The sequence below is a fragment of the Agromyces chromiiresistens genome, from assembly GCF_029167465.1.
Lineage (GTDB): Bacteria > Actinomycetota > Actinomycetes > Actinomycetales > Microbacteriaceae > Agromyces > Agromyces chromiiresistens.
The window spans coordinates 1,491,854-1,517,271 of the sequence record NZ_JARFNL010000004.1; the positions used below are offsets into that span (position 1 = coordinate 1,491,854).

Annotated in this window: 27 protein-coding genes; 19 read left to right on the top strand and 8 right to left on the bottom strand. The window is 70.0% G+C overall.

Annotated elements, in window-relative coordinates; translation table 11 throughout:
- Positions 1–43: 43 nt before the first annotated feature.
- Both rho and prfA read left to right on the top strand, forming a co-directional pair.
- A complete protein-coding gene (gene rho, locus PX701_RS14095) occupies positions 44–2,215 on the top strand; it encodes a transcription termination factor Rho (protein ID WP_420831079.1) in 2,172 nt (723 codons plus the stop codon).
- A gap of 7 nt (positions 2,216–2,222) precedes the next feature.
- Entirely contained in the window at positions 2,223–3,299 is a 1,077-nt protein-coding gene (gene prfA, locus PX701_RS14100) for a peptide chain release factor 1 (RefSeq protein WP_275506657.1), read from the top strand.
- A gap of 67 nt (positions 3,300–3,366) precedes the next feature.
- On the opposite strand, the gene epsC is transcribed toward prfA, so the two are convergent.
- Positions 3,367–3,945 (bottom strand): serine O-acetyltransferase EpsC, encoded by a 579-nt coding sequence (gene epsC / locus PX701_RS14105; RefSeq protein WP_231431489.1) that lies wholly within the window; start codon positions 3,943–3,945, stop codon positions 3,367–3,369.
- 4 nt (positions 3,946–3,949) lie between these two features.
- Positions 3,950–4,885, bottom strand: coding sequence for a cysteine synthase A (cysK, locus tag PX701_RS14110; protein WP_231431488.1), 936 nt, complete (start codon positions 4,883–4,885; stop codon positions 3,950–3,952).
- Positions 4,886–4,970: 85 nt separating this feature from the next.
- On the opposite strand from cysK, the gene prmC reads away from it, so the two are divergent.
- The gene (gene prmC / locus PX701_RS14115) at positions 4,971–5,852 is read left to right on the top strand and encodes a peptide chain release factor N(5)-glutamine methyltransferase (protein WP_275506658.1); all 882 of its coding nucleotides are present in this window, start codon (positions 4,971–4,973) and stop codon (positions 5,850–5,852) included.
- Position 5,853: 1 nt separating this feature from the next.
- Here the strand turns inward: prmC and PX701_RS14120 are convergent, their stop codons facing one another.
- A complete protein-coding gene (locus tag PX701_RS14120; RefSeq protein ID WP_231431486.1) occupies positions 5,854–6,849 on the bottom strand; it encodes a TetR/AcrR family transcriptional regulator in 996 nt (331 codons plus the stop codon).
- Between the two features lie 150 nt (positions 6,850–6,999).
- Between PX701_RS14120 and PX701_RS14125 the strand changes: the two genes are divergently transcribed.
- The 15 genes from PX701_RS14125 (at position 7,000) to PX701_RS14195 (ending at position 19,819) form a co-directional block, all read left to right on the top strand.
- Positions 7,000–7,923 (top strand): ATP-binding cassette domain-containing protein, encoded by a 924-nt coding sequence (locus tag PX701_RS14125; protein ID WP_231431485.1) that lies wholly within the window; start codon positions 7,000–7,002, stop codon positions 7,921–7,923.
- Between the two features lie 12 nt (positions 7,924–7,935).
- Positions 7,936–8,757 carry an ABC transporter permease gene (locus PX701_RS14130; RefSeq protein WP_275506659.1) on the top strand — a complete coding sequence of 274 codons (822 nt, stop codon included), beginning with the start codon at positions 7,936–7,938 and terminating at the stop codon, positions 8,755–8,757.
- A gap of 88 nt (positions 8,758–8,845) precedes the next feature.
- Positions 8,846–9,673 carry an L-threonylcarbamoyladenylate synthase gene (locus PX701_RS14135; RefSeq protein ID WP_275506660.1) on the top strand — a complete coding sequence of 276 codons (828 nt, stop codon included), beginning with the start codon at positions 8,846–8,848 and terminating at the stop codon, positions 9,671–9,673.
- Positions 9,670–10,935, top strand: coding sequence for an MraY family glycosyltransferase (locus tag PX701_RS14140; protein ID WP_231431482.1), 1,266 nt, complete (start codon positions 9,670–9,672; stop codon positions 10,933–10,935). Before PX701_RS14135 ends, PX701_RS14140 begins: the two co-directional genes overlap by 4 nt.
- Positions 10,935–11,414 (top strand): Cg1360 family ATP-synthase-associated protein, encoded by a 480-nt coding sequence (locus PX701_RS14145; RefSeq protein ID WP_231431481.1) that lies wholly within the window; start codon positions 10,935–10,937, stop codon positions 11,412–11,414. The genes PX701_RS14140 and PX701_RS14145 overlap by 1 nt, the downstream gene beginning before the upstream one ends.
- 167 nt (positions 11,415–11,581) lie before the next feature.
- Positions 11,582–12,379 (top strand): F0F1 ATP synthase subunit A, encoded by a 798-nt coding sequence (gene atpB / locus PX701_RS14150; protein WP_231432362.1) that lies wholly within the window; start codon positions 11,582–11,584, stop codon positions 12,377–12,379.
- A 55-nt stretch (positions 12,380–12,434) separates the two neighbouring features.
- On the top strand, positions 12,435–12,671 hold the full coding sequence (gene atpE, locus PX701_RS14155) for an ATP synthase F0 subunit C (RefSeq protein WP_231431480.1): 237 nt from the start codon (positions 12,435–12,437) through the stop codon (positions 12,669–12,671).
- Between the two features lie 28 nt (positions 12,672–12,699).
- Complete coding sequence (locus PX701_RS14160; protein ID WP_231431479.1) at positions 12,700–13,260, top strand: F0F1 ATP synthase subunit B; 561 nt, start codon at positions 12,700–12,702, stop codon at positions 13,258–13,260.
- 3 nt (positions 13,261–13,263) lie between these two features.
- On the top strand, positions 13,264–14,058 hold the full coding sequence (locus tag PX701_RS14165; protein WP_231431478.1) for a F0F1 ATP synthase subunit delta: 795 nt from the start codon (positions 13,264–13,266) through the stop codon (positions 14,056–14,058).
- A 92-nt stretch (positions 14,059–14,150) separates the two neighbouring features.
- Positions 14,151–15,791 carry a F0F1 ATP synthase subunit alpha gene (gene atpA / locus PX701_RS14170; protein ID WP_231431477.1) on the top strand — a complete coding sequence of 547 codons (1,641 nt, stop codon included), beginning with the start codon at positions 14,151–14,153 and terminating at the stop codon, positions 15,789–15,791.
- A gap of 46 nt (positions 15,792–15,837) precedes the next feature.
- Positions 15,838–16,734, top strand: a complete 897-nt coding sequence (locus PX701_RS14175) for a F0F1 ATP synthase subunit gamma (RefSeq protein WP_231431476.1) — start codon at positions 15,838–15,840, stop codon at positions 16,732–16,734.
- 23 nt (positions 16,735–16,757) lie between these two features.
- Positions 16,758–18,212, top strand: a complete 1,455-nt coding sequence (atpD, locus tag PX701_RS14180) for a F0F1 ATP synthase subunit beta (RefSeq protein ID WP_231431475.1) — start codon at positions 16,758–16,760, stop codon at positions 18,210–18,212.
- A 2-nt stretch (positions 18,213–18,214) separates the two neighbouring features.
- Complete coding sequence (locus PX701_RS14185; RefSeq protein ID WP_231431474.1) at positions 18,215–18,475, top strand: F0F1 ATP synthase subunit epsilon; 261 nt, start codon at positions 18,215–18,217, stop codon at positions 18,473–18,475.
- Positions 18,476–18,485: 10 nt separating this feature from the next.
- Positions 18,486–19,058 carry a P-loop nucleotide/nucleoside kinase family protein gene (locus PX701_RS14190; protein ID WP_231431473.1) on the top strand — a complete coding sequence of 191 codons (573 nt, stop codon included), beginning with the start codon at positions 18,486–18,488 and terminating at the stop codon, positions 19,056–19,058.
- Positions 19,058–19,819 (top strand): YaaA family protein, encoded by a 762-nt coding sequence (locus PX701_RS14195; RefSeq protein WP_275506661.1) that lies wholly within the window; start codon positions 19,058–19,060, stop codon positions 19,817–19,819. The genes PX701_RS14190 and PX701_RS14195 overlap by 1 nt, the downstream gene beginning before the upstream one ends.
- Positions 19,820–20,037: 218 nt before the next feature.
- Here PX701_RS14195 and PX701_RS14200 read toward each other — a convergent pair whose 3' ends face one another.
- The 3 genes from PX701_RS14200 to PX701_RS14210 all read right to left on the bottom strand — a co-directional run bounded on the left by PX701_RS14200 (position 20,038) and on the right by PX701_RS14210 (position 22,106).
- The gene (locus PX701_RS14200) at positions 20,038–20,850 is read right to left on the bottom strand and encodes a M57 family metalloprotease (RefSeq protein WP_275506662.1); all 813 of its coding nucleotides are present in this window, start codon (positions 20,848–20,850) and stop codon (positions 20,038–20,040) included.
- A 168-nt stretch (positions 20,851–21,018) separates the two neighbouring features.
- Complete coding sequence (locus PX701_RS14205) at positions 21,019–21,609, bottom strand: DNA-3-methyladenine glycosylase I (protein WP_231432361.1); 591 nt, start codon at positions 21,607–21,609, stop codon at positions 21,019–21,021.
- 5 nt (positions 21,610–21,614) lie between these two features.
- On the bottom strand, positions 21,615–22,106 hold the full coding sequence (locus PX701_RS14210; RefSeq protein ID WP_231431470.1) for a methylated-DNA--[protein]-cysteine S-methyltransferase: 492 nt from the start codon (positions 22,104–22,106) through the stop codon (positions 21,615–21,617).
- 177 nt (positions 22,107–22,283) lie between these two features.
- Here PX701_RS14210 and PX701_RS14215 point away from each other — a divergent pair, with 177 nt between their 5' ends.
- Complete coding sequence (locus PX701_RS14215; protein ID WP_275506663.1) at positions 22,284–23,444, top strand: DUF4192 family protein; 1,161 nt, start codon at positions 22,284–22,286, stop codon at positions 23,442–23,444.
- Positions 23,445–23,518: 74 nt separating this feature from the next.
- Here the strand turns inward: PX701_RS14215 and PX701_RS14220 are convergent, their stop codons facing one another.
- Together PX701_RS14220 and PX701_RS14225 are read right to left on the bottom strand one after the other, a co-directional pair.
- Entirely contained in the window at positions 23,519–24,904 is a 1,386-nt protein-coding gene (locus PX701_RS14220; protein ID WP_231431468.1) for an aspartate aminotransferase family protein, read from the bottom strand.
- A gap of 12 nt (positions 24,905–24,916) precedes the next feature.
- Positions 24,917–25,399, bottom strand: coding sequence for an Lrp/AsnC family transcriptional regulator (locus PX701_RS14225; RefSeq protein ID WP_231431467.1), 483 nt, complete (start codon positions 25,397–25,399; stop codon positions 24,917–24,919).
- Positions 25,400–25,418 lie beyond the last annotated feature (19 nt).

Genomic DNA, 25,418 nt, shown 5'->3' on the forward strand with positions numbered 1-25,418 from the left:
ACCTCGCTCGAGTCTGCGATCAACTCTCCTGCCGCGCAACCACATGCGCCAGGGGAAAGGACAACACCCAGTGACCAACGCATCCGACCACGCCGCGCGCGTGGCGAACGGCGCCCCCCTCACCGGCCTCAAGGTCGCCGAGCTCCAGGAGCTCGCCGCCTCGCTCGGCATCGTGGGCGCATCCAAGCTCCGCAAGGGCGAACTCGTCGAGGCGATCACCGCGCGTCAGGCCGAGGGCGACGCCGCCCCCACGCTCGACGTCGACGGCACCGCCCCCGTCGAGGCCGCGCCCGTCGAGGCGGCCCCGGTGGCCGACGCACCGAGCGCGCCGGCCGAGGCGGCTCCGTCGACCGACCCCGCGCCCGCTGACGCCGCCCCGGTCGACGGCGCCCAGGCGGCGACGGCCGAGCCCGTCGCCGCGGAGGCATCCGCCCAGCCGCGTCGCGGCCGCCAGCCCCGTCGCGCGACGAGCGCGACGACCGCAGCCGTGCAGCACGTGAACGGCGGCGGTGCCGGTGTCGGCCTCGTGCCGACCGCGAACGACGACGACGCCCGCGAGGCCGCCCGTGCGGCCGTGCGCGAGGAGCTCGCCGCCGCGACCGGCGAGAGCGCCCGCGATGGCGCCCGCACCGAGGGCGCCGACGGCGAGCAGCCCGCAGAGGAGCCGCGGCAGGGCGGCCGCCGCAACCGCGGCCGTCGCGGCGGCGGCGACCGTGCCGAGCGCGCCGAGCGCGCCGAGCGCGGCGACGACGCCCAGAAGGCCGACGCCCAGAAGGGCGAGGCCCAGAAGGGCGGCCGCCAGAACGGCAACGGCCAGAACCAGAACGGCGACGCGCGCAAGGGCGACGACCAGAAGTCCGCCGACCGCCAGGGCGACGCCGACAAGGGCAAGCAGGGCGACAAGGCCCAGGGCGGGCAGGGCGGCCAGAACCAGGCCGACAAGGGCGAGGGCGAGGGCGGCCGTCGCAGCCGCTACCGCGACCGCAAGCGCCGCGGCCAGGGCGGTACCGGCGACGAGCTCGAGCCCGAGATCCTCGACGACGACGTGCTCATCCCGATCGCGGGCATCCTCGACGTCCTCGACAACTACGCGTTCGTGCGCACGACGGGCTACCTGCCCGGCCCGAGCGACGTCTACGTCTCGCTCGGCCAGGTGAAGAAGTACCACCTGCGCAAGGGCGACGCCGTCGTCGGTGCGATCAAGCAGCCGCGCGACGGCGAGCAGTCGAGCCGCCAGAAGTACAACGCGCTCGTCAAGGTCGACTCGGTCAACGGCCAGTCCATCGACGAGGCCGCCGCACGCGTCGACTTCCAGAAGCTGACGCCGCTCTACCCGCAGGAGCGCCTGCGCCTCGAGACCGAGCCGACGAAGCTCACGCAGCGCATCATCGACCTCGTCGCCCCGATCGGCAAGGGCCAGCGCGGCCTCATCGTCGCGCCGCCGAAGGCCGGCAAGACGATCGTGCTGCAGCAGATCGCCAACGCGATCTCGCAGAACAACCCCGAGGTCCACCTCATGGTCGTGCTCGTCGACGAGCGCCCCGAAGAGGTCACCGACATGCAGCGCACGGTCAAGGGCGAGGTCATCGCCTCGACCTTCGACCGTCCGGCAGAAGACCACACGACGGTCGCCGAGCTCGCGATCGAGCGGGCGAAGCGCCTCGTCGAGCTGGGCCACGACGTCGTCGTGCTGCTCGACTCGATCACGCGACTCGGCCGCGCCTACAACCTGGCCGCACCCGCCTCGGGTCGCATCCTCTCGGGCGGCGTCGACGCGTCGGCGCTCTACCCGCCGAAGCGGTTCTTCGGCGCCGCGCGCAATATCGAGAACGGCGGCTCGCTCACCATCCTCGCGACCGCGCTCGTGGAGACCGGCTCGAAGATGGACGAGGTGATCTTCGAGGAGTTCAAGGGCACGGGCAACAGCGAACTGCGCCTCTCGCGCCAGCTCGCCGACAAGCGCATCTTCCCGGCCGTCGACGTCAACGCGTCGTCGACCCGGCGTGAGGAGATGCTGCTCAGCCCCGACGAGGTCAAGATCACGTGGAAGCTGCGTCGCGCGCTCGCGGGCCTCGACCAGCAGCCCGCGCTCGAGGCCGTGCTGGGCCGCCTGAAGGAGACGCAGTCGAACGCCGAGTTCCTGCTGCTCATGCAGAAGTCGATGCCGGTCGCCGGCCACGGCAACTCGCACGGGCACGAGACCGACCACCGCTGAGGCCGAGGTGTTCGAATCGGTTCAGCCGCTGCTCGATGAGCACGCGCAGCTCCAGGAGGAGCTCGCCGACCCGGCGCTGCACGCCGACGCCGCGCGTGCGAAGAAGGTCAACCGGCGCTACGCCGAGCTGAGCCGGATCGTCGCGGCGAACCGGGCGTGGCACGAGGCGCAGGACGACCTCGACGCGGCGCGCGAGCTCGCCAAGGAGGACGACGCCTTCGCAGAAGAGGTGCCCGCCCTCGAGGAGGGGCTCGCGCAGGCGCAGGAGAAGCTCAGGCGCCTGCTGATCCCGCGCGACCCCGACGACGGGCGTGACGTCATCATGGAGATCAAGGGCGGCGAGGGGGGCGCGGAGAGCGCCCTCTTCGCGGCCGACCTCCTGCGCATGTACATCCAGTACGCGCAGTCGAAGGGGTGGAAGACCGAGCTCCTCGAGCGCAACGAGTCCGACCTCGGCGGGTACAAGGACGTGCAGGTCGCGATCAAGTCGAACGCGACCGATCCGGCGCAGGGCGTCTGGGCGCATCTCAAGTACGAGGGCGGCGTGCACCGCGTGCAGCGGGTGCCCGTCACCGAGACCCAGGGCCGTATCCACACCTCCACGACGGGCGTGCTCGTCTTCCCCGAGGTCGACGAGCCCGAAGAGGTCGACATCAACCAGAACGACCTCAAGATCGACGTGTACCGCTCGAGCGGGCCCGGCGGCCAGTCGGTCAACACGACCGACTCGGCGGTGCGCATCACCCACCTGCCGACGGGCATCGTCGTGTCGATGCAGAACGAGAAGTCGCAGCTGCAGAACCGCGAGGCGGCGATGCGCGTGCTGCGGGCCCGCCTGCTGGCGCGCCAGCAGGAGGAGCTCGCCGCGGCGGCCTCCGACGCGCGCAAGTCGCAGATCCGGTCGATGGACCGGTCCGAGCGCATCCGCACGTACAACTTCCCCGAGAACCGCATCGCCGACCACCGCACCGGCTACAAGGCGTACAACCTCGACCAGGTCATGAACGGCGCGCTCGACCCGCTCATCGAGTCGGCGATCCACGCCGACGAGGAGGCCAGGCTCGCCGATCTCGGCACCGAGTAGGCGCGCCGGCGCGATCGAACGACGACGGATGCCTCGGGGCCGGCCCCGAGGCATCCGTCGTCTGCGATCAGATGTGCCAGTCGTGCACGCCGCGCGCCGCGTCGGCCGTCGCGTGCGAGAGCGGGCGCACGGTCGCGGGCACGCCGACGACGAGCGAGTGCGGGGGAGCGCCGCGGGTCACCACGGCGTTCGCGCCGACGGCGCTCCACGCGCCGATCGTGATGTCGCCGAGGATCTTCGCCCCGGCCCCCACGGTGACGCCCTCCTCGAGGGTCGGGTGGCGCTTGGTGCCCGGCGGGGTGTGCCTGGGCGCCTTCCCGCCGAGGGTGACGCCGTGGTAGAGCATCACGTCGTCGCCGACGACGGCGGTCTCGCCGATGACGACGCCCATTCCGTGGTCGATGAAGAACCGGCGCCCGATGGTCGCGCCGGGGTGGATCTCGATGCCCGTCAGGAATCGGGCGAACTGCGAGATGAGCCGGGCTGGGAACCGCCAGCCGGCGACCCACATGCGATGGGTGAGCCGGTATGTCCAGATGGCGTGCAGGCCCGAGTACACGAGGAAGACCTCGAGGCCGCTCCGTGCCGCGGGGTCGTGGGCACGGGCGGTCTTGAGGTCTTCCTTCAGGCGCGAGCGGATCGTCACGCGATCAGTCAAGCAGACCCTCGTACAGGACGGTCGAGAGATACCGCTCGCCGTAGCTCGCGACGATCACGACGATGGTCTTGCCGGCGTTCTCGGGACGCTTGGCGAGCTCGAGGGCGGCGTACACCGTCGCACCCGACGAGATGCCGCCGAGGATGCCCTCCTCCTGACCGAGCCGGCGCGCGGTCGCGACGGCCTGGTCGATGTTGACGTCGAGCACCTCGTCGTAGACGGTGCGGTCGAGCACGTCGGGTACGAAGTTCGCGCCGATGCCCTGGATCTTGTGCGGGCCGGGCTGGCCGCCGTTGAGGATGGGCGACTCGGCCGGCTCGACCGCGACGACCTGCACCTCGGGCTTCCGCTCCTTGAGCACCTGGCCGACGCCCGAGATGGTGCCGCCGGTGCCGATGCCCGCGACGAAGATGTCGACGCCGCCGTCGGTGTCGTCCCAGACCTCCTCGGCCGTCGTGCGGCGGTGGATCTCGACGTTGGCCTGGTTCTCGAACTGGCGGGCGAGGATCGCGCCGGGGGTCGAGGCGGCGAGCTCCTCGGCCTTCGCGACGGCGCCCTTCATGCCCTCGGAGCCCGGGGTGAGCACGAGCTCGGCGCCGTACGCCTTGAGCAGCGACTTGCGCTCCTTCGACATGGTCTCGGGCATCGCGAGGATGACCTTGTAGCCCCGCGCCGCGCCGATCGCGGCGAGGGCGATGCCCGTGTTGCCGCTCGTGCCCTCGACGATGGTGCCGCCGGGCTTCAGCTCGCCCGATGCCTCGGCGGCGTCGACGATGCCCACGCCCAGGCGGTCCTTGACGCTCGCGGAGGGATTGTAGAACTCGAGCTTCGCGAGCACGGTCGCACCGGCGCCCTCGGTGAGGCGGTTCAGTCGGACGAGCGGCGTGCGGCCGAACGCCTGCGTGATGTTGTCGTAGATCTGAGCCATGGTCGGGCCTTTCTCGAGGGGCGGTGCGAGCGTGCCCAGCCTATGGGCGCGGCCGGGGCCGTGGGCGTGCGTTACATTCCATTGCGTGGATGCACCCGTTGAACAGCCAGGCCGGTCGCTGCGCGAGGTGCGCGACGAGATCGCGGCGACGCTCGCCTCGGCGGGCGTGCCCGACCCCGACGTCGACGCGGAGCTCCTCATCGGGCACGTGCTCGGGCTGAGCCGAGGCGGGGTGCAGGCGCGTCTCGTCGTCGGCGCCACGATCGAGACCGAGGATGCCTCGGCGCTCGCGTCGCTCGTCGCGCGGCGTGCCCGGCGCGAGCCGCTGCAGCACCTGACCGGCCGGGCGGCGTTCCGTTCGCTCGAGCTCTCGGTCGGCCCCGGCGTGTTCGTGCCGCGGCCGGAGACCGAGGGCGTCGCGCAGCTCGCGATCGACGCGCTGCGGGCGGCGGCCGAGCCAGAGCCGATCGGCGTCGACCTCGGCACGGGATCGGGCGCCATCGCGCTCGCGCTCGCGACCGAGGTGCCGCACGCGCGGGTCTGGGCGGTCGAGAAGTCGCCCGAGGCGTACGTGTGGACGCGCCGCAACGTCGAGGAAGTGGGGGCGCCGAACCTCGAGCTCGTCTTCGGCGACCTCGCCGACGCGCTGCCCGAGCTCGACGGCCGGGTCTCGGTCGTCGCGTCGAATCCGCCGTACATCCCGCTCGGCGCGATCCCGCGCGATCCCGAGGTGCGCCTCCACGACCCCGAGGCCGCGCTCTACGGCGGGGCCGACGGGCTCGACGTCGTGCGGGTGCTCTCGCAGCGCGCGCTCGCGCTGCTCCGGCCGGGCGGCGTGCTCGTGATCGAGCACGGCGAGGCGCAGTCGGCCGACATCGCCGCGATCCTCGCCGCCGACGGATGGCGCGCGATCGCCCACCACCGGGACCTGACGGGGCGCGACCGGGCGACGACCGCCCTGCGCTGAGCTACTTCGCCCGTTCGGCCTTCTCGCGCGCGGCCTTCTCGCGCTCGAGGGCGTGCTTGATCGCCTCGCGCTCGCGCTTCTGCGCCTCACGGAGCGCCTTCTGCGCCTCGCGCACCGACTTCTCGGCCTCGCGCCTGGCCTTCGCGGCGTCGCGCACGCGCTGGTCGCGGGGCAGGTCGAGCTGCGGTGGGAGCTCGGGAAGCGGCTCGGGTTCGGCGGGGGCGGTCGTGCCGCCCTGGTGGTCGACGTGGTGCTCGATGCCGTCGAGGATGCGGAGGAGCCCGAACGAGAAGTCCTCGTCCGTCTCGCCGGGGTGGGTGCCGGGCTCGGCGACGTACCCGCCGGCGGCGAGGAGCGGGCTCAGGTACGGGAATCGCTCAGGGGTCACGAGCTCCGAGAGTGCGGCGAAGGCGCTCTCGCCGGTGACCTCGCGCGGGTCTGCGGCCGCCTCCGCGGCGGCCCGGAGGTCGCGGTCCTGCGCACTGGTCGCGCGGGCGTAGCTCGTGAGCAGCAGCAGGGCCGACATCTTCTCGCCGTCGCTGAGCGGGAGGTCGCGGACCTCGCGCAGGAACCAGTCCACGATGAGCAGGCTGTTCGGCGTGATTGGGGCTCCCGAGATCGGGATGTCGACGAGCCACGGGTGCTCGCGGTAGGCGGCGCGCATGGCGAGCACCCACGCGGTCACGCCATCGCGCCAGGCGCGCTCGACGTGCTCGTCCGGCACGGGCGGCTCGACGGCGCCCTCCTGCATCAGCAGGATCAGGTCGTCCTTGCTCGTCACGTACCGGTAGAGCGACATCGTGGTGAATCCGAGCGACGCGGCGACCCGGCTCATCGACACCGCCCCGATGCCCTCGGCATCCGCGATCTCGATCGCGGCGTCGACGATGCGCTCGATCGAGAGCTCGCGCTTCGGGCCGCGCTGCGGGTGGGCGGCGACGCCCCAGGCCAGGGCGACGCCGCGGGGGAGTTCGGGGTCGGCTCGCTCGTCGCTCATTCGGCTCCAGTCGGTCGGCGTCGGCCGGCTCGGGCCGGCTTCGGGTTGACCTCAGTCTAGAACTGTGTATTACTTAAACAACAGTGCATGACATAAACAGTTTGCGCCATACGCAACAGTGGTGCGAATCCCGACCGACAGGAGCACGACATGCAACTCGCCATCGAAGCGCGGGGCCTGCGCAAGGCCTTCGGCCGCACCGAGGTGCTCGCGGGCCTCGACCTCGCGGTCCCCGCCGGCAGCGTCTTCGCGCTGCTCGGGCCGAACGGCGCCGGCAAGACGACGACCATCAACATCCTCACGACCCTCGTGGCGCCCGACTCCGGCACCGCCGCGGTCATGGGTCGCGATCTGCTGCGCGAGCCGGCCGCGGTGCAGCAGTGCATCGCCCTGACGGGCCAGGCGGCCGCCGTCGACGAGGTGCTCACGGCGCGCGAGAACCTCGTGATGATGGGCCGGCTCTCGGGGCTCGCCCGGCGCGACGCCCGGCTCCGCGCGACCGAGCTCATCGCGCGCTTCGACCTCGAGCAGGCCGCCGACCGCCGGGTCGCCACCTACTCCGGCGGCATGCGTCGCCGCCTCGACCTCGCCCTGAGCCTCGTCGTGCAGGTGCCGGTGCTCTTCCTCGACGAGCCGACGACCGGTCTCGACACCCGCAGCCGCCAGGAGCTCTGGGCCGTCATCCGCTCGCTCGCCGACGCGGGTACGACCATCTTCCTCACGACGCAGTACCTGGAGGAGGCCGACCGGCTGGCCGATCGCATCGCCGTGCTCGACCGCGGACGCATCGCCGCCGAGGGCACGGCCGACGAGCTCAAGTCGCGGGTCGGCGGCGATGTGGTCGAGCTGCGCGACGCCGACGGCGTGCTGCTCCGCGAACTGCCCACCGACGGCAGCGTGCACGGCCTGCGGGCCGCCATCGACGAGCTCGACCGGGCCGCCCTCGCCGGGGCCGACGGCGTCCAGGTGACCATCCGCCGGCCGAGCCTCGACGACGTGTTCCTCGCCATCACGGCCGATCGTCCGGCGGCGGCGGCCGAGGCATCCGCCCCCGAACTCATCGCCACGAACTGAACGGAGCCCGACATGACCACGCTCACCGCACCCCGTGCCGCCGCCGGGCCCGACGCCGTCGCACATCGTCCGCGCGTGCGCGGCTTCACCGCCGAGCGGGTGTTCATCACCCGCAGCTTCATCCACACCGTCCGCGACGTCGACACCATGATGATGGCCGTCCTGCTGCCGACGATGCTCATGCTGATGTTCACCTACATCTTCGGCAACGCGATCGACCCGTCGGGCGGGTACGTCGACTACGTCGTTCCCGGCATCATCCTGCTGTGCGCGGGATTCGGCGCCTCCACGACCGCGATCTCCGTCTCGCGAGACATGTCGACGGGCATCATCGACCGGTTCCGCACGATGCCGCTGCGCAGCGGCGCGGTGCTCACGGGCCACGTCGCCGTGAGCCTCGTGCGAAACCTCATCGCCACGGCGATCGTGATCGGCGTGGCCCTGCTCGTCGGGTTCCGGCCGTCGGCGACCCCGCTCGAATGGCTCGCCGCCTTCGGCATGGTCGCGCTGTACATCCTCACGATCACGTACCTCTTCGCCGCGATCGGGCTCGCCGCACCGTCACCGGAGGCGGCGAGCGGCTACGGCTTCATCCTGCTGTTCCTGCCGTACGTGTCGAGCGCGTTCGTGCCGGTCGACACGATGCCCGAGTGGCTCCAGTGGGTCGCCGAGAACCAGCCGATCACCCCGGTCATCGAGACGATCCGCGCCCTGCTCATGGGCACGCCGGTCGGCGATTCCGCGTGGTGGGCGGTCGGCTGGTGCGCCGCGATCATCGCGATCGCCGCGGCCTGGGGAGCGTGGCTGTTCCGCCGCAAGTCCGGCCGCCGCTGAGCGGCGCGGCGTCGCGTCGGATGCCTCGGGCCCGTGCGGCCCGAGGCATCCGATCGTGGCCCGGCGCTGGTCTAGAATCGGGCAGGTCATGACTGCCACCTACGACTGCTCGGTCGACTCCCAGCTGCTCACCGGCATGCGACTCGCGCGGGGCGCGATCGGGCGCGGCGAACTCGTCGTGCTGCCGACCGACACGGTGTACGGCGTCGCCGCCGACGCGTTCAACGCGAAAGCGGTCGCGCGCCTGCTCGAGGCCAAGGGCCGCGAGCGCACGTCGCCGCCGCCCGTGCTCATCCCCGGACTGCCGACCCTCGACGCACTGGCGACCGAGGTGCCGCCCGCCGTGCGCGACCTGGTCGCCGAGTTCTGGCCGGGCGGGCTCACCGTCATCCTCCGCGCCCAGCCGTCGCTCCAGTGGGACCTCGGCGAGACCCGCGGCACCGTCGCGCTGCGCATGCCCGCGAACCCGATCGCCCTCGAGCTCCTCTCCGAGACCGGTCCGCTCGCGGTCTCGTCGGCCAACCTCTCGGGCATGCCGTCGGCGACCACCGCCGGGGCCGCGGTCGAGATGCTCGGCGAATCGGTCGCCGTCTATCTCGACGGGGGCGAGGCCGGCACCGGCTACGAGGCCATCGGCGACCGGCCGGGCGACACGTCGTCGACGATCGTCGACGCCACCGGGCTCACCGAGTCGGGCGGCGTGCTGCGCATCGTGCGCGCGGGCGTCGTGTCGCGCGAGCGCATCGCCGCGGTCGTGGGGGAGGAGCTGCTCGAGCCCGCCGACGACGAGCCCGAGGCGTCCGAGCAGCTCGCGGACGAGGCATCCGCGCCCGTTGACGGTGGCGCGCCCGCTGACGGTGCCGCGCCCGCCGAGGGTTCCGCGCCCGCCGACGACGCGGACGCCGCCGTCTCATGACCCTGTTCCTCACCCTCGCGCTGCTCGCCGCGCTCGTCACGTTCGGCGGCTCGATCCTCGTCTGGAAGCTGAGCCTCAAGTACCGGCTGTACCCGAAGATCCGCGAGCGCGACGTGCACACCCGTCCGACGCCCCGGCTCGGCGGCGTCGCGATGTTCGTCGGCGTGCTCGTGGCGATCGGCGCGGCGGCGTTCATCTCGACGCTCGGCATCCAGCGGTTCGCGAACGTCGCGATCATCTTCCAGAACCCCGCGCAGATGCTCGCGATCCTCGGCGCGGCGCTGCTCATCGTGCTCATCGGCGTCGCCGACGACATCTGGGACCTCGACTGGACGACGAAGCTCGCCGGGCAGTTCATCGCCGCCGGGCTGATCGCCTGGCAGGGCGTGTCCATCGTGTCGCTGCCGATCGCCGGCATCACGCTCATCCCGTCGTGGGTCAGTGCGACGCTCACCGTGTTCACGATCGTGCTCGTGATGAACGCGGTCAACTTCATCGACGGCCTCGACGGGCTCGTCGCAGGCGTCTCGCTCATCGCGAACGGCGTGTTCTTCCTCTACACCTACCTGCTCGTGCAGCAGACGTCGCCCCTCAACTACTTCAACCTCGCGTCGCTGCTCGCGGTCGTCGTCGTGGGGGCGTGCGCCGGGTTCCTGCCGCTCAACTGGCACCCCGCGAAGCTCTTCATGGGCGACGCGGGGGCCCTCCTCATCGGCCTGCTCATGGCGACCTCGGCGATCGCGGTGACCGGCCAGATCAACCCGGTCGGCGTCGGCTTCAGCGAGCTGTTCGCCGCGTTCATGCCGATCATCCTGCCGTTCGTGGTGCTGATCATCCCGTTGCTCGATTTCGGCATGGCCGTCATCCGGCGCCTGCGCGCGGGCAAGTCGCCGTTCGCGGCCGACCGGAAGCACCTCCACCACCGGCTGCTCGACATGGGGCACTCCCACCTCAACGCGGTGCTCATCCTGTACGGCTGGACGGCGGTCGCCTCGGTCGGATGCCTCCTGACGTACGTGCTGCCCGTCTACTTCCACCTCAGCACGTGGTGGGCGTTCGTGTTCCTCGGCGTGGGCTTCCTCGCGTGCACGATCATCACGCTCGCCCCGCTCGGGCGGCGCAAGCGGCTGACGGTCGCCGCCGAGGAGCGCCCGTCGACGGCGACGCCCGCTGGGCCCGCCGCTACCGGGCCCGACGCCCCGATCGACGAACTCGCAGGTTCGTCCTCGGTAGAATCGGGCGACCCCTCGACTGGAGCATGATGACCGACGCCCGGCCCGAACCCGCCGACCGAACCCCCACCTCGAACCCCGTGCTGAAGCGCGCACTCGCGTGGGGTGGAGTGCTCGCGGCGGTGATCCTCGTCGTGAGCGCCGTGCTCGGCTACGTCTTCGCCGGCATGCCCGGCCTCTGGGGTGGTCTCATCGGCACGCTCATGGCGGTCGTGTTCATGGGCATCACCGCGGGCAGCATCCTCGTGGCGAACCGGTTCGCCGGGAGCGACCTATTCGTCGGCATCTTCTTCGGAATCGTGCTCGGCGGATGGTTGCTCAAGTTCGTCCTCTTCATCGTGCTCGTGTTCGTCCTGCGAGGCGCCTCATGGCTCGACCCGATGGTCGTGTTCCTGAGCCTCGTGGCGGGCGTCATCGCCTCGCTCGTGGTCGACGTGCTCGTCGTCGCGAAGTCGCGACTGCCGTACGCGAGCGACGTCGAACTGCCGAAGGCGCCCGAGGACGAATAAGCTTCGATTCCGAATTCGTCTGCTCGTAGAAGTCTTGCTAGAGTAATGGCGATCCCCCACGGTTTTCGCCCTGCTCAGGCCTGTGCGAAATCCGTTTCCGATGTTCGTCGTCGCGAGAGCCCCTGCTCCACGCCCCGAAACAGGAGAGAGCCCTGCTAGCACACGCTCTGAACCAGCTGGTTCTGACCGCCGCCGACGAAGGCGGATTCCACGGGCCCAGTCTCGACGAGTTCTTCCCCGAAATCTTCCTCTTCGAGGGCACGCCGTTCGCGATCAACCGGGTCATGATGGTCCGCATCATCGCGATCATCGCGCTGCTCGTGATCTTCTGGCTCGGCACCCGCCGCATGCGGGTCGTGCCCGGGCGCTTCCAGAGCCTCGTGGAGATGGGCCTCGACCTCGTCCGCGTGAACATCTCCGACGATCTGCTCGGCAAGAAGGACGGCAAGCGGTTCCTGCCGATCCTCACGACGATGTTCTTCATGATCCTGTTCATGAACCTGACGGGCATCTTCCCCGGCCTGAACATCGCGGGCACCTCGGTCATCGGCGTGCCGTTCGTGCTCGCGGCGATCTCGTACGTCACGTTCATCTACGCGGGCGTCAAGAAGAGTCCCGCGAACTTCTTCAAGAACGCGCTGTTCCCCGCGGGCGTGCCGTGGCCGGTGTACTTCATCGTCACCCCGATCGAGTTCATCTCGACGTTCATCATCCGACCGGTGACGCTGACGCTCCGACTCCTGATGAACATGCTCGTCGGCCACATGCTGCTCGTGCTCTGCTTCTCGGCGACCTGGTTCTTCCTGTTCTCGGCGCCCGGCTGGTTCAAGCTCATGGGCGTCGGCACCTTCGCCTTCGGGTTCGCCTTCACGGTGTTCGAGATCCTCGTCGCGGTGCTCCAGGCGTACGTCTTCACCGTGCTGACGGCGGTCTACATCCAGCTGGCCGTCGCCGAAGAGCACTGATCGCACGACTCGGGCATCCCCGCCCACAACTCCACCACAACGAAAGGTAAACAACGTGGACGCAACGACCGTTCTCGCGGAGATCAACGGACACATCGCCTCGGTCGGTTACGGCCTCGCAGCCATCGGCCCGGCCATCGGCGTGGGCATCGTCGTCGGCAAGACGATCGAGGGCGTCGCTCGCCAGCCCGAGCTCGCCGGCCGCCTGCAGGTCCTGATGTGGATCGGTATCGCCTTCACCGAGGCGCTCGCCTTCGTCGGCATCGCCGTCGCCTTCATCCCGTTCCCGTAAACCCTCCAGCCCCGCGAGGAGTCAACACATGCTTCACTCTGTAGTGAGCGCCGCGGAGGAGAGTACGACGCGCAACCCGCTGATCCCCGAGGTCTACGACCTCGTCTGGTCGGGGGTCATCTTCGTCATCCTCCTCCTCTTCTTCTGGAAGTACGTGCTTCCGCGCGTCCAGAAGCTGCTCGACGAGCGTGCTGAGGCGATCGAAGGCAACATCGCGAAGGCCGACGAGGCCCAGCGCAAGGCCGAGGCGGCCCTCGAGGAGTACACCGCCCAGCTCGCCGACGCGCGCACCGAGGCCGGACGCATCCGCGAGACGGCCCGCGAAGACGGCAAGAAGATCGTCGCCGAGGCGAAGGACACCGCCGTCGCCGAAGCCGCTCGCGTCACCGCGAGCGCCCAGGCGCAGATCGAGGCCGAGCGCCAGAGCGCGCTCGTCTCGCTCCGCTCCGAGGTGGGCACGCTGGCGATCGACCTCGCGTCGGGCGTCATCGGCGAGTCGCTCTCCGACGACGCGAAGGCGACCGCGGTCGTCGATCGCTTCCTCGCCGACCTGGAGGCCTCCGAGGCGGCCGCCGGAGGGAAGAAGTAATCCATGGGTAGCGCTACGAGAGAGGCCCTGGCCGGGTCGCGGGCTGCGCTCGCCGAGCTCGGCCGGGCCGAACTTCCGGTCGCCGAGGGCCTTCTCGCCGCCGGCCGGGTGATCGGTTCGTCCGCGCAGCTGCGCACGGCGCTCACCGACGCCGAAGCCGACGTCGCCCAGAAGCGCGCGCTCGTCGAGCGCGTGTTCGGATCGCAGCTTCCGGCCGAGTCGGTCGCACTGCTCGTGACCGCGGCGACGCGCCGCTGGTCATCGGGCGACGACTTCCTCGCGGGCGTCGAAGACCTCGGCTACCGCGTCGCGGCCGACTCTGCCGCGAAGGGCGTCGACATCGACGCCGAGCTCTTCGCGTTCGACCGTACGGTCGCGTCCGACTCCGAGCTCGAGCTCGCGCTCGGTTCGAAGCTCAGCGCGCCCGAGGCGAAGACGCGGCTCGTCAACCGGCTGCTCGACGGCAAGGCCGCGCCGCAGACCGTCGCGATCGTGCGCCATCTCGTCGAGCAGCCCCGTGGCCGTCGCATCGGCGAGGCGCTCAGGCACGCGGCATCCGTCGTGGCCGACCAGCGCGGGTTCGACGTGGCGACCGTCACGACCGCCGTCCCGCTCTCGGCCGAGCAGCTCGGTCGCCTCGAGCAGGGCCTCGCCGCCCAGGCCGGGCGCCCCATCCGATTCGACACGATCGTCGACCCCGCCCTCATCGGCGGAGTCCGCATCCAGATCGGCGACGACGTCATCGACGGCAGCGTCGCCAGCCGCCTCGGCTCGCTGAGGCAGAAGCTTGCCGGCTGACGCCGGTTGAAACCACGACCGGCGTGCAGCGCCGCCACACAGAGAAGCTGAAACCGGCGCCCACACGGCCCGGCCCAGAAAAGGAAATGGCAATGGCAGAACTCTCCATCAGCCCCGACGAGATCCGTTCGGCTCTCTCGGAGTTCGTCTCGTCGTACGAGCCGGGCCAGGCGCAGAAGACCGAGGTCGGGTACGTCACCGACGCCGCCGACGGCATCGCGCACGTGGGCGGTCTCCCGTCGGTCATGGCGAACGAGCTCGTGCGCTTCGCCGACGGCACGCTCGGCCTCGCGCTCAACCTCGAAGAGGACGAGATCGGCGTTGTCGTGCTCGGCGAGTTCACCGGCATCGAAGAGGGCATGGAGGTGACCCGCACCGGCGAGGTCCTCTCGGTGCCCGTGGGCGAGGGCTACCTCGGCCGCGTCGTCGACCCGCTCGGCAACCCGATCGACGGTCTCGGCGAGATCACCGGCATCGAGGGCCGCCGCGCCCTCGAGCTGCAGGCGCCCGGCGTCATGCAGCGCAAGTCGGTGCACGAGCCGCTCCAGACCGGCATCAAGGCCATCGACGCGATGATTCCGGTCGGCCGCGGCCAGCGCCAGCTCATCATCGGCGACCGCCAGACCGGCAAGACCGCGATCGCGATCGACACGATCATCAACCAGAAGGCGAACTGGGAGTCGGGCGACCCGTCGAAGCAGGTCCGCTGCATCTACGTCGCGATCGGCCAGAAGGGCTCGACCATCGCCTCGGTGAAGGGCGCCCTCGAAGACGCCGGCGCGATGGAGTACACCACCATCGTCGCCGCCCCGGCCTCCGACCCGGCGGGCTTCAAGTACCTCGCGCCGTACACCGGCTCGGCCATCGGCCAGCACTGGATGTACGACTCGAAGCACGTCCTCATCATCTTCGACGACCTGTCGAAGCAGGCCGAGGCGTACCGCGCCGTGTCGCTCCTCCTCCGCCGCCCGCCGGGCCGTGAGGCGTACCCCGGTGACGTCTTCTACCTGCACTCGCGTCTCCTCGAGCGTTGCGCCAAGCTCTCCGACGAGCTCGGCGCCGGCTCGATGACGGGCCTCCCGATCATCGAGACCAAGGCGAACGACGTCTCGGCGTACATCCCGACGAACGTGATCTCGATCACCGACGGCCAGATCTTCCTCCAGTCCGACCTCTTCAACGCGAACCAGCGCCCGGCCGTCGACGTCGGCATCTCGGTCTCGCGAGTCGGTGGCGACGCGCAGGTCAAGTCGATCAAGTCGGTCTCGGGCACGCTGAAGCTCGAGCTCGCCCAGTACCGCTCGCTCGAGGCCTTCGCGATGTTCGCCTCCGACCTCGACGCGGCGAGCCGTCGCCAGCTCGCCCGCGGCGCGCGCCTGACCGAGCTGCTCAAGCAGCCGCAGTACTCGCCGTACCCCGTCGAAGACCAGGTCGTCTCGATCTGGGCCGGCACGAAGGGCCACCTCGACGAGGTTCCGGTCGAGGACATCCTCCGCTTCGAGGCCGAGTTCCTCGACTACCTGCGCCGCAACACCGACGTGCTCGACGTGCTCCGCTCGACGAACAAGCTCGAGGACGAGACCATCTCGAAGCTCGAGTCGTCGGTCTCGACCTTCAAGGGCGAGTTCCAGACCGGCGAGGGCAAGCCGCTCGCCTCGGTCGGCTCGGAGCAGTTCGAGGCCATCGCCGCCGAAGACGTCAACCAGGAGAAGATCGTCAAGGGTCGCCGCTGAGGCGATCGGACGATCTGAACCGCTGACGTAGGGATACAGGAGAGACATGGGAGCGCAACTTCGGGTCTACCGGCAGAAGATCAAGTCTGCCCAGACGACGAAGAAGATCACCAAGGCGATGGAGCTCATCGCCGCCTCGCGCATCCAGAAGGCGCAGGCGAGGGTGGCGGCTTCGACGCCGTACTCGCGGGCGATCACCCGTGCCGTCTCGGCCGTGGCGACGTACTCGAACGTCGACCACGTGCTGACGACCGAGCCCGAGAAGATCGAGCGTGCGGCGATCGTGATCCTCACGAGCGACCGCGGCCTCGCCGGTGCGTTCAACTCGCAGGTGCTTCGCGAAGCGGAGGAGCTCGCCGAGCTCCTCCGCTCGCAGGGCAAGGAGGTCGTGTACTTCCTCGTCGGGCGCAAGGCGGTCGGGTACTTCCAGTTCCGGCACCGCGAGTTCGAGCAGGACTGGGTCGGATCGAGCGAGAGCCCCGAGTTCGAGCTGGCCAAGGAGATCGCGGACGCGGTGCTCGAGTCGTTCCTGCGCGACGCCTCCGACGGCGGCGTCGACGAGATCCACGTCGTCTACAACACCTTCGTCAGCATGATGACGCAGACCCCCACGGTCGTGCGTCTCCTGCCGCTCGAGGTCGTCGAAGGCGTCGAAGAGCCCGATGCCACGGTGCAGCCGCTGTACGAGTTCGAGCCCGACGTCGAGACCGTGCTCGACGGCCTGTTGCCGGTGTACATCGAGAGCCGCATCTTCAATGCCCTGCTGCAGTCGGCCGCCGCCAAGCACGCGGCCACGCAGAAGGCGATGAAGTCGGCGTCCGACAACGCCGACAAGCTCATCACCGACTACACCCGCCTGGCGAACAATGCCCGCCAGGCCGAGATCACGCAGCAGATCTCCGAGATCGTGGGCGGCGCGGACGCGCTCGTCGCCGCCAAGTAGCAATCCAGAAAGAGTGAGCAGAAATGACTGACACCATCGACATGGTCGCCGACCAGGCCGTCGCCGTCGGCCGCATCGCCCGCGTGACGGGCCCCGTCGTCGACATCGAGTTCCCGCACGACTCGATCCCCGAGATCTACAACGCCCTCCAGACCGACGTCACCATCGGCGGCACGACCACGACCCTGAACCTCGAGGTCGCGCAGCACCTGGGCGACGACGTCGTGCGTGCGATCGCCCTCAAGCCGACCGACGGCCTGGTCCGCGGCCAGGAGGTTCGCGACACCGGCGCCCCCATCTCGGTGCCCGTCGGCGACGTCACCAAGGGCAAGGTCTTCAACGTCATGGGCGAGGTGCTGAACCTCGAGCCCGGCGAGACCATCGAGGTCACCGAGCGCTGGCCGATCCACCGCAAGCCCCCGGCCTTCGACCAGCTCGAGTCGAAGACGCAGCTCTTCGAGACCGGCATCAAGTCGATCGACCTCCTCACCCCGTACGTGCAGGGTGGAAAGATCGGCCTCTTCGGCGGTGCGGGCGTCGGCAAGACCGTCCTCATCCAGGAGATGATCCAGCGCGTCGCGCAGGACCACGGCGGCGTGTCGGTGTTCGCCGGCGTCGGCGAGCGCACCCGTGAGGGCAACGACCTCATCCACGAGATGGAGGAGGCGGGCGTCTTCGACAAGACCGCCCTCGTCTTCGGCCAGATGGACGAGCCGCCCGGGACGCGTCTGCGCGTCGCCCTCTCGGCCCTCACCATGGCCGAGTACTTCCGCGACGTGCAGAAGCAGGACGTGCTGCTCTTCATCGACAACATCTTCCGCTTCACCCAGGCGGGCTCCGAGGTGTCGACGCTGCTCGGCCGCATGCCCTCCGCTGTGGGCTACCAGCCGAACCTCGCCGACGAGATGGGCATCCTGCAGGAGCGCATCACCTCGACGCGCGGCCACTCGATCACCTCGCTGCAGGCGATCTACGTCCCGGCCGACGACTACACCGACCCGGCCCCGGCGACCACGTTCGCCCACCTCGACGCCACGACCGAGCTCTCGCGTGAGATCGCGTCGAAGGGTCTGTACCCCGCGATCGACCCGCTGACGTCGACGTCGCGCATCATGGACCCGCGCTACCTGGGCGCCGACCACTACCGCGTCGCGACCACGGTCAAGCAGATCCTCCAGAAGAACAAGGAACTGCAGGAGATCATCGCCATCCTCGGTGTCGACGAGCTCTCCGAGGAAGACAAGATCACCGTGGCCCGCGCGCGCCGGATCCAGCAGTTCCTCTCGCAGAACACCTACATGGCGAAGAAGTTCACGGGTGTCGAGGGTTCGACGGTCCCGCTGAAGGACACCATCGAGTCGTTCGACGCGATCGCCCGGGGCGACTTCGACCACGTCGCCGAGCAGGCGTTCTTCAACGTCGGCCCGATCTCCGACGTTGAAGAGAAGTGGGCGCAGATCCAGAAGGAGAACGGCTGAGCATGGCCGCCCTCAACGTGAGCGTCGTCTCGGCCGACCGCGAAGTGTGGTCGGGCGAGGCGGCCATGGTGGTCGCCAAGACCGTCGAAGGCGAGATCGGCATCCTCCCGGGGCACGAGCCGATGCTCGCGATCCTCGCGAGCGGCGAGGTGCGCGTCACCCTGCCGGGCGGCGAGAAGATCACCGCCTCGGCGGAAGACGGATTCCTCTCAGTCCAGTCCGATCAGGTGCAGGTCGTCGCGTCCCGCGCCGAACTCGCCTGAGGGGGAGCGGATGCCGGGGGAGCAACCGTTCGACCGTCAGTTCGGTGACCTGAGCGTCACCCAGCTCATCGTCATGGCCGGGCTGCCGGGTGCGGGCAAGTCGACGATCGCCCAGATCGTCGGCGCCCGCCTCGGCGCCACGGTCGTGTCGGTCGACCCGATCGAGTCGGCCATTCTGAAGGCCGGGATCGACGCCGACCAGCCCACCGGCCTCGCCGCGTACCTGGTCGCCGAGGAGATCGCCGAGAAGGAGCTCGCCTCCGGCCGAACCGTCATCGTCGACGCGGTGAACGCCGCGGAGGCGGCGCGACTGCAGTGGCGGGACCTCGCAGCCCGCACCGACGCCCGGCTCCGGGTGATCGAGGTCGTCTGCTCCGACGAGGCGCTGCACCGCTCGAGGCTCGAGAAGCGCGAGCGCGGCCTGCCGCACCTCGAGGAGACCACCTGGCGAGCCGTCGAGCAGAGCCTCGAGGGCTACGCCGCCTGGACCGGCCCGTCGTCGGCGCTTCCGCGCGTCACCATCGACAGCATCGAATCGCTGGGCACGAACGTCGAAGCCGCACTCGCGTTCATCGGTTCGTAGTGCTGCTGCTTCTCCCGCCGTCCGAGACGAAGCGCGACGGCGGTCCCGGTGCGCCATTGTCGCTCGACGCGCTCTCCTTCGACGGCCTCCGAGAGCCGCGGGAGCAGCTGACCAGCGCTCTCGTCGACCTCGCGGCCGACCACGACGCGACGATGCGGGCGCTCAAGCTCGGACCGCGCCAAGCCGCCGAGGTCGCGCGCAACCGCGAGCTCGCCACGGCCCCGACGATGCCCGCGATCGACCGCTACACCGGCGTGCTCTTCGACGCCCTCGACGCGCCGACGCTCGACGACGCGGCTCGCGAGTTCGCCGCTCGCACGGTCATCGTGCATTCCGCACTCTTCGGCCTCGTCGGTGCGCTCGACCCGATTCCCGCATATCGGCTCTCGCACGACTCGCGAGTGCCCGGCGTGCGCCTCAAGTCGTTCTGGCGCGATCACCTCGCCGGCGTGCTGGAGCGCGAACCCGGTCTGATCATCGACCTCCGGTCGGAGGGCTATGCGGAGCTCGGCCCGGCGCCCGCCCGCCGGGACAGCGTGTACGTGCGCGTCGTCTCGATCGACGGCGCCGGCCGCAAGCGCGCCCTCAACCACTTCAACAAGCAGGCGAAGGGGCGCTTCACGCGGGCCGTGCTCGCTCGGCGCCCCGAGCTCGCCACCGTCGACGACCTGATCGACTGGGCAGAGGTCGAGGGGTTCTCGATGCGGCTCGGCGAAGACCGCGGGGCGACCCAGCCGCGCGAGGTAGAACTCGTCGCCTGAATCGCCGTCTCGCGATCCCGGGTCCGCCATCTCGCGAGTGCGACGGCTTCCTGCACCACCGACGCGTGCAGCCGCGCCCTGTGGCCCGCCACCGCGCACCGTGCACGAGGAGGAAGACCGGGGCGGGCCCGTTGCGCATCGCCTCGAGCTGACCGCTGGGTCCGGTCGAACACGACCGGACCCAGCGGACTCAGACGGGAGACCTCAGAAGCGGTGTCTCAGTTGCCGTAGAGTGCGACGACGCCCGCGCGGTCGCTGCTCGTCATGGACAGGTCGTCGGACGAGCCGTTGCACTGCGGGTAGTGCATGATCGACGCCGAGTCGTACGGCGTCAGCGGACGCCAGTTGTTGTCTTCGAAGCACGTGCCCGATTCGGGGCGCGTGTGCTCGTGCCGGAAGCCGAGGGTGTGTCCGAGCTCGTGGCCGAGGATGTTGGTCGGCGTCCAAGCGCCCGAGCTCCAGATCGAGTCGTCGATGAGCACGTTCTGCTGTCGGTCGGGCGAGCTCGGGAAGAAGGCGCGAGCGATGTACTGCGAGGTCTGCACCGGCTCGACCGAGAACAGGACCGACTTGTTGCGCGTCGTGCACTGGCTGTCGGCGCTGCTCACGTGGACGAAGTCGATCTTCGACGACGCGGACTCCCAAAGGGCGGCGCCGCTCGCCATCGCACTGACGACGTCGGCGTGACGAGTGCCGAACTTCGTGCTGACGCAATAGGTGAGGTTGCCAACCTGCGAAGCGGACCACTTGTCGTCGGCGCCGTTGACCGTGTTGACGATGAGGCCGTCGGTCGGCGTCTCGGGTCCGACGAGCTGCTCGTAGAACGACCGCAGGTCGCTCTGGCCCGAGATCAGTTCGTCTCCGTTGACGATGTAGCCGCCGTCGATGTCTCGGTACGTCGATGCCGCGAACTCCTGGTAGGAGGGGACGTCGGAATCGAGCGGGGTTGCGCCGGCAGCCGGGATGACCGTGCCGACAGTGAGCGCGGCAGCCGCGGTGGCGGCCAGCGCGAGCGTTCTCGTGAATCGCATGCAGTGCTCCTTCTGTGATGAGCGTCTCCGCTCGCCCAGCCGGCGAGCGGCTTCGGATCGATGGTCCGGGCGTCGTTGCCTGTCCCCCGAAGTGGGCTCAACGTAGCCTGCGGGATTCGACGGTGTCAAGGATCTCAGGGGCGTGCCGCGCGCCCGGCCCGGCGGCCGTCAGGCGCCGCCGTGATGCCTCGCCCTGAAGCAGCCGGCGACGTGATCGTCGACCATTCCCGCGGCCTGCATGAGCGCGTACATCGTGGTCGGGCCTACGAAGGCGAACCCGCGGCGGCGCAGTTCTCGGCTCATGGCGATGGACTCCGGCGTCGTCGCCGGGACCTCGGCGAACGAGGCCGGCGCGATCGTTCGCGGTGGCGGTGCGAACCCCCAGAGCAGCTCGTCGAGGGAGCGATCGAGGGCGAGGGTGGCGCGGGCGTTCGTGATCGTCGCCCGGATCTTGCCGCGGTGCCGGATGATGCGGGCGTCCCCGAGCAGGCGCTCGACATCGTGGTCGGTCATCTCCGCCACGCGTGCGGGATCGAATCCGTGGAACACCTCCCGGAACGCCTCTCGGCGGCGCAGGATCGTGATCCACGACAGTCCGGCCTGGAATCCCTCGAGGCAGACCTTCTCGTAGAGCCGTACCGGATCGTGTTGCGGCGTGCCCCACTCCTCGTCGTGGTAGCGGCGGTACTCGGGGTCGCTCGCGCCCCACGCGCAGCGGGCACGACCGTCGTCGCCGACGACGACGTCGGGGCGGGGGATGACGCTCACGCGGCGAAGCCGATGCGCTCGTGCCCGAGCAGCCAGAGCTTGGTCGGGATGCCCTCACCGGCCGAGTAGCCGGTGATCCGGCCGTCGGCCGCGAGCACGCGATGGCAGCCGACGAGGATCGGCACCGGATTGGCCCCCACCGCACCACCGATCGCACGCGACGCGCCGGGCCGGCCGACGGCCGCGGCCAGCGATCCGTACGAGGTCGCCTCGCCCCAGCCGAGTCTCGAGAGCTCGCGCCACACCGACTCCTGGAACGGGGTGCCGTGCCACCGGACGGGCACGTCGAATTCGGTGCGCGTGCCGGCGAAGTACTCGTCGAGCTCGCGCCTCGCGTGTTCGAGGACGGGATTGGAGCGCTCGGGCTCGCCGTCGCGGGGGAGGACGCCGTCTCGTTCGATCGTCAGCGCGGTCACGGCCGCATCGTCGGCGACGACCTCGAGCCGGCCGATCGGGCTGTCGAGGCGGATGAGGTACTCGTTGGTCATGCGTCGAGCGTAACTGCGGCCGCTGACGGCGGCTCGCGGAATTCAGACATCGCGGAACACCCGAGTGAGGCCGCGACGGTCGAGGACGGGTGGCCGTCCCGTCCTCCACACCTCCGTGGGCGGCGACCGAACCTGCGCGGCGAGCCTCAAGTGGTCGACGGCAGCCAGTCTCGGTCCATGACCACGATCATCCGCGCCGGTTCGGCGCAAGAGTTCCTCGCCCTCGTGCCGAGGCTCGCAGGCTTCATGCCGGCGCAGTCGCTCGTGTGCGTCGCGTTCGAGGGGCGCCGCACCCTCGGCGTCCTGCGTCACGACCTGCCACGCCGGTCGCGCGATCGCACTGCGCTCGTCTCGGCCGTCATCTCGTCGCTGTGCAGGATGCCGGGCGTCGATGCGATCGCACCGGTCGTCTACACCGACGAGGGGTTCGCCGACCACGGCGGCGCGCCCGAACGGAGGCTCGTCGAACTGCTGTGCCGTCGCGCCGCGGAAGCCGGCTTCGGCGTGCGCGACGCGCTCTGCCGTGCCGCCGACGGTTGGGGGTCCTTCCTCGACGCAGAGCTGCCGTCCGGCGGGCGGCCGCTCGAGGAGCTCGACGTCGTGCCGGCGCGCGGCCTCCATCCGCACGACGAGCTCGCCGAGGGGCCGTGGGCGCCGGCGAGGCTGCCGGAACCCGACGAGCACCGCGCCGCGGCGATCGCGCGCGAGCTGCGACGGATCGAGCGAGCCGACGCCGGCGACACGATCTTCCGTGCGCTGGGCGACGACGTCGACCCCGTCGAGCTCGTCGAACGGCTGCTCGCACCGCGGGCGTCCTCGGCGCTGCGGCGGGCGTGGTTCCTGCACCTCGCTTCGCGACCGGTGTTCCGCGACGGGATGATGCTGCAGTTCGCCTTCGGCCCCGTCGTCGGCGCCGCGGCGCACGACGACGCCGTCGACCTCGCCGAACGCGCAGAGGCCCAGGGCGAGTCGGTCGATGCGCTCATCCGCCGAGAGTTCGCCGGGCACGGCCCGGGGCTCGAGGTCAGCGAGTTCCTCTCGCGGCTCATGCTCGGCAGGACCGGCCTGCAACCGGATCGCGCGCGGCTCGAGCGCGCACTCGTCGTCGTGCGCGAGGTCGTCGCAGACGCCCCGGCGAGCCATCGCTCCGGCCCGCTCTGCATCGCCGCATGGCTCTGCTGGGCGCTCGGGCGCGGATCGGCCGCCGGTGCGCTGCTCGACGCCGTGCTCACTGCGGACCCCGACTACTCGATGGCTCGGCTGCTCGAACAGTACCTCGGCACGGGAGCGCTGCCGGACTGGGCGTTCACTCGACCCCCGCGACTCGATGAGGCGTGACGGCCGAAGACGACGAACCCGGTGGCGGACTCACGGGAGCCCGCCACCGGGTTCGACGCACGAAGGGGCAGCGATCAGATGCGGTTCGACGCCTCGGTCAGCACGCTCCGGAGGATCTGCTCGATCTCCTGGAACTCGGGCACGCCGATCGTGAGCGGCGGCGAGAGCTGGATCACGGGATCGCCTCGGTCGTCGGCGCGGCAGTAGAGGCCGGCGTCGAACAGCGCCGTCGAGAGGAAGCCGCGGAGCAGCCGCTCGGACTCGTCCTCGTTGAAGGTCTCGCGCGTGGCCTTGTCCTTCACGAGCTCGACGGCGAAGAAGTAGCCGGCACCGCGCACGTCGCCGACGATCGGCAGGTCGCTGAGCTTCTCGAGCTCGGCGCGGAACAACGGCGAGTTCTCCCGCACGTGCTCGAGGAGGTGCTCCTCTTCGAAGATGTCGAGGTTCTCCAGTGCGACCGCGGCCGAGACCGGGTGACCCGCCCACGTGTAGCCGTGGTAGAAGGTCGTGTCGCCCTTCGAGAACGGCTCGTAGATGCGCTCGTTGATGATCGTCGCGCCCATCGGGGCGTAGCCCGAGGTCATCGCCTTGGCGCAGGTGATCATGTCGGGCACGTAGCCGTACTCGTCGCAGGCGAACATGTGGCCGATGCGGCCGAAGGCGCAGATGACCTCGTCCGAGACGAGCAGCACGTCGTACTTGTCGCAGATCTCGCGCACGCGCTGGAAGTAACCGGCAGGCGGCGGGAAGCACCCGCCGGAGTTCTGCACGGGCTCGAGGAAGACGGCCGCGACGGTGTCGGGGTCCTCCATGAGGATCTGCTCCTCGATGCGGTTGGCAGCCCAGATGCCGAACGCCTCTTCGCTCTCGGTCGGCGCGCCCATGTCGGCGGCGCGGTAGAAGTTCGTGTTCGGCACGCGCAGGCCACCGGGGGTGATCGGCTCGAACGGCGCCTTGATCGGCAGTCCGGTCACGGCGAGAGCGCCCTGCGGCGTGCCGTGGTACGCGAGGGCGCGCGAGATGACCTTGTACTTGCTCGGCTTGCCCATGAGCTTCCAGTAGTTCTTCGCGAGCTTGTAGGCGGTCTCGACCGCCTCGCCGCCGCCGGTCGAGAAGAACACGTGGTTGAGGTCGCCGGGTGCGTAGCCGGCGAGGCGGTCGGCGAGCTCGATCGCCTTCGGGTGCGCGTACGACCAGATCGGGAAGAACGCGAGCTCCTCCGCCTGCTTGGCGCCCGCCTGCGCGAGACGCTTGCGGCCGTGGCCGGCGTTGACCACGAAGAGTCCCGCGAGGCCGTCGATGTAGCTCTTGCCGTTGATGTCGAAGACGCGGTGGCCCTCGCCGCGGGTGATGATCGGCACGCCCGAGGTCTCCATCGTGGACTGCCGGGCGAAGTGCATCCAGAGATGGTCCTTCGCCTGTTGCTGCAGTGCAGCGTTGTCGTAGACCGTGTCGGTCATGTTCTTCCCTTCTTAGCGAGTGCCCCAGTTGTAGAACTGCTTCTGGAGCTTGAGGTAGACGAACGTCTCGGTCGCGTTCACGCCGTCGAGGCTGCGGATGCGCGTGTTGAGCAGGGTGATGAGTTCCTCGTCGTTCTCGCACACCACCTCGGCGAGCAGGTCGAAGCTGCCCGCGGTGAGCACGACGTAGTCGATCTCGGGGATCTCGCCCAGCTGTTCGGCCAGGACGCGGGTGTCGCCGGACGCGCGGATGCCGATCATCGCCTGCCGGGTGAAGCCGAGCTGCATGGGGTCGGTGACCGCGACAATCTGCATCACCCCCGACTCGGTGAGTCGTTGCACGCGCTGGCGCACGGCCGCCTCCGACAGTCCGACCGCCTTGCCGATGTCGGCGTACGACCGACGGCCATCGGCCTGCAGCTGCTCGATGATCGCCTTCGACACCTCGTCGAGCTGCACGGGTCGATGCCCGTTGGAACGACCTGCGTTCGTCATGGCTCGATTGTGACAGTGA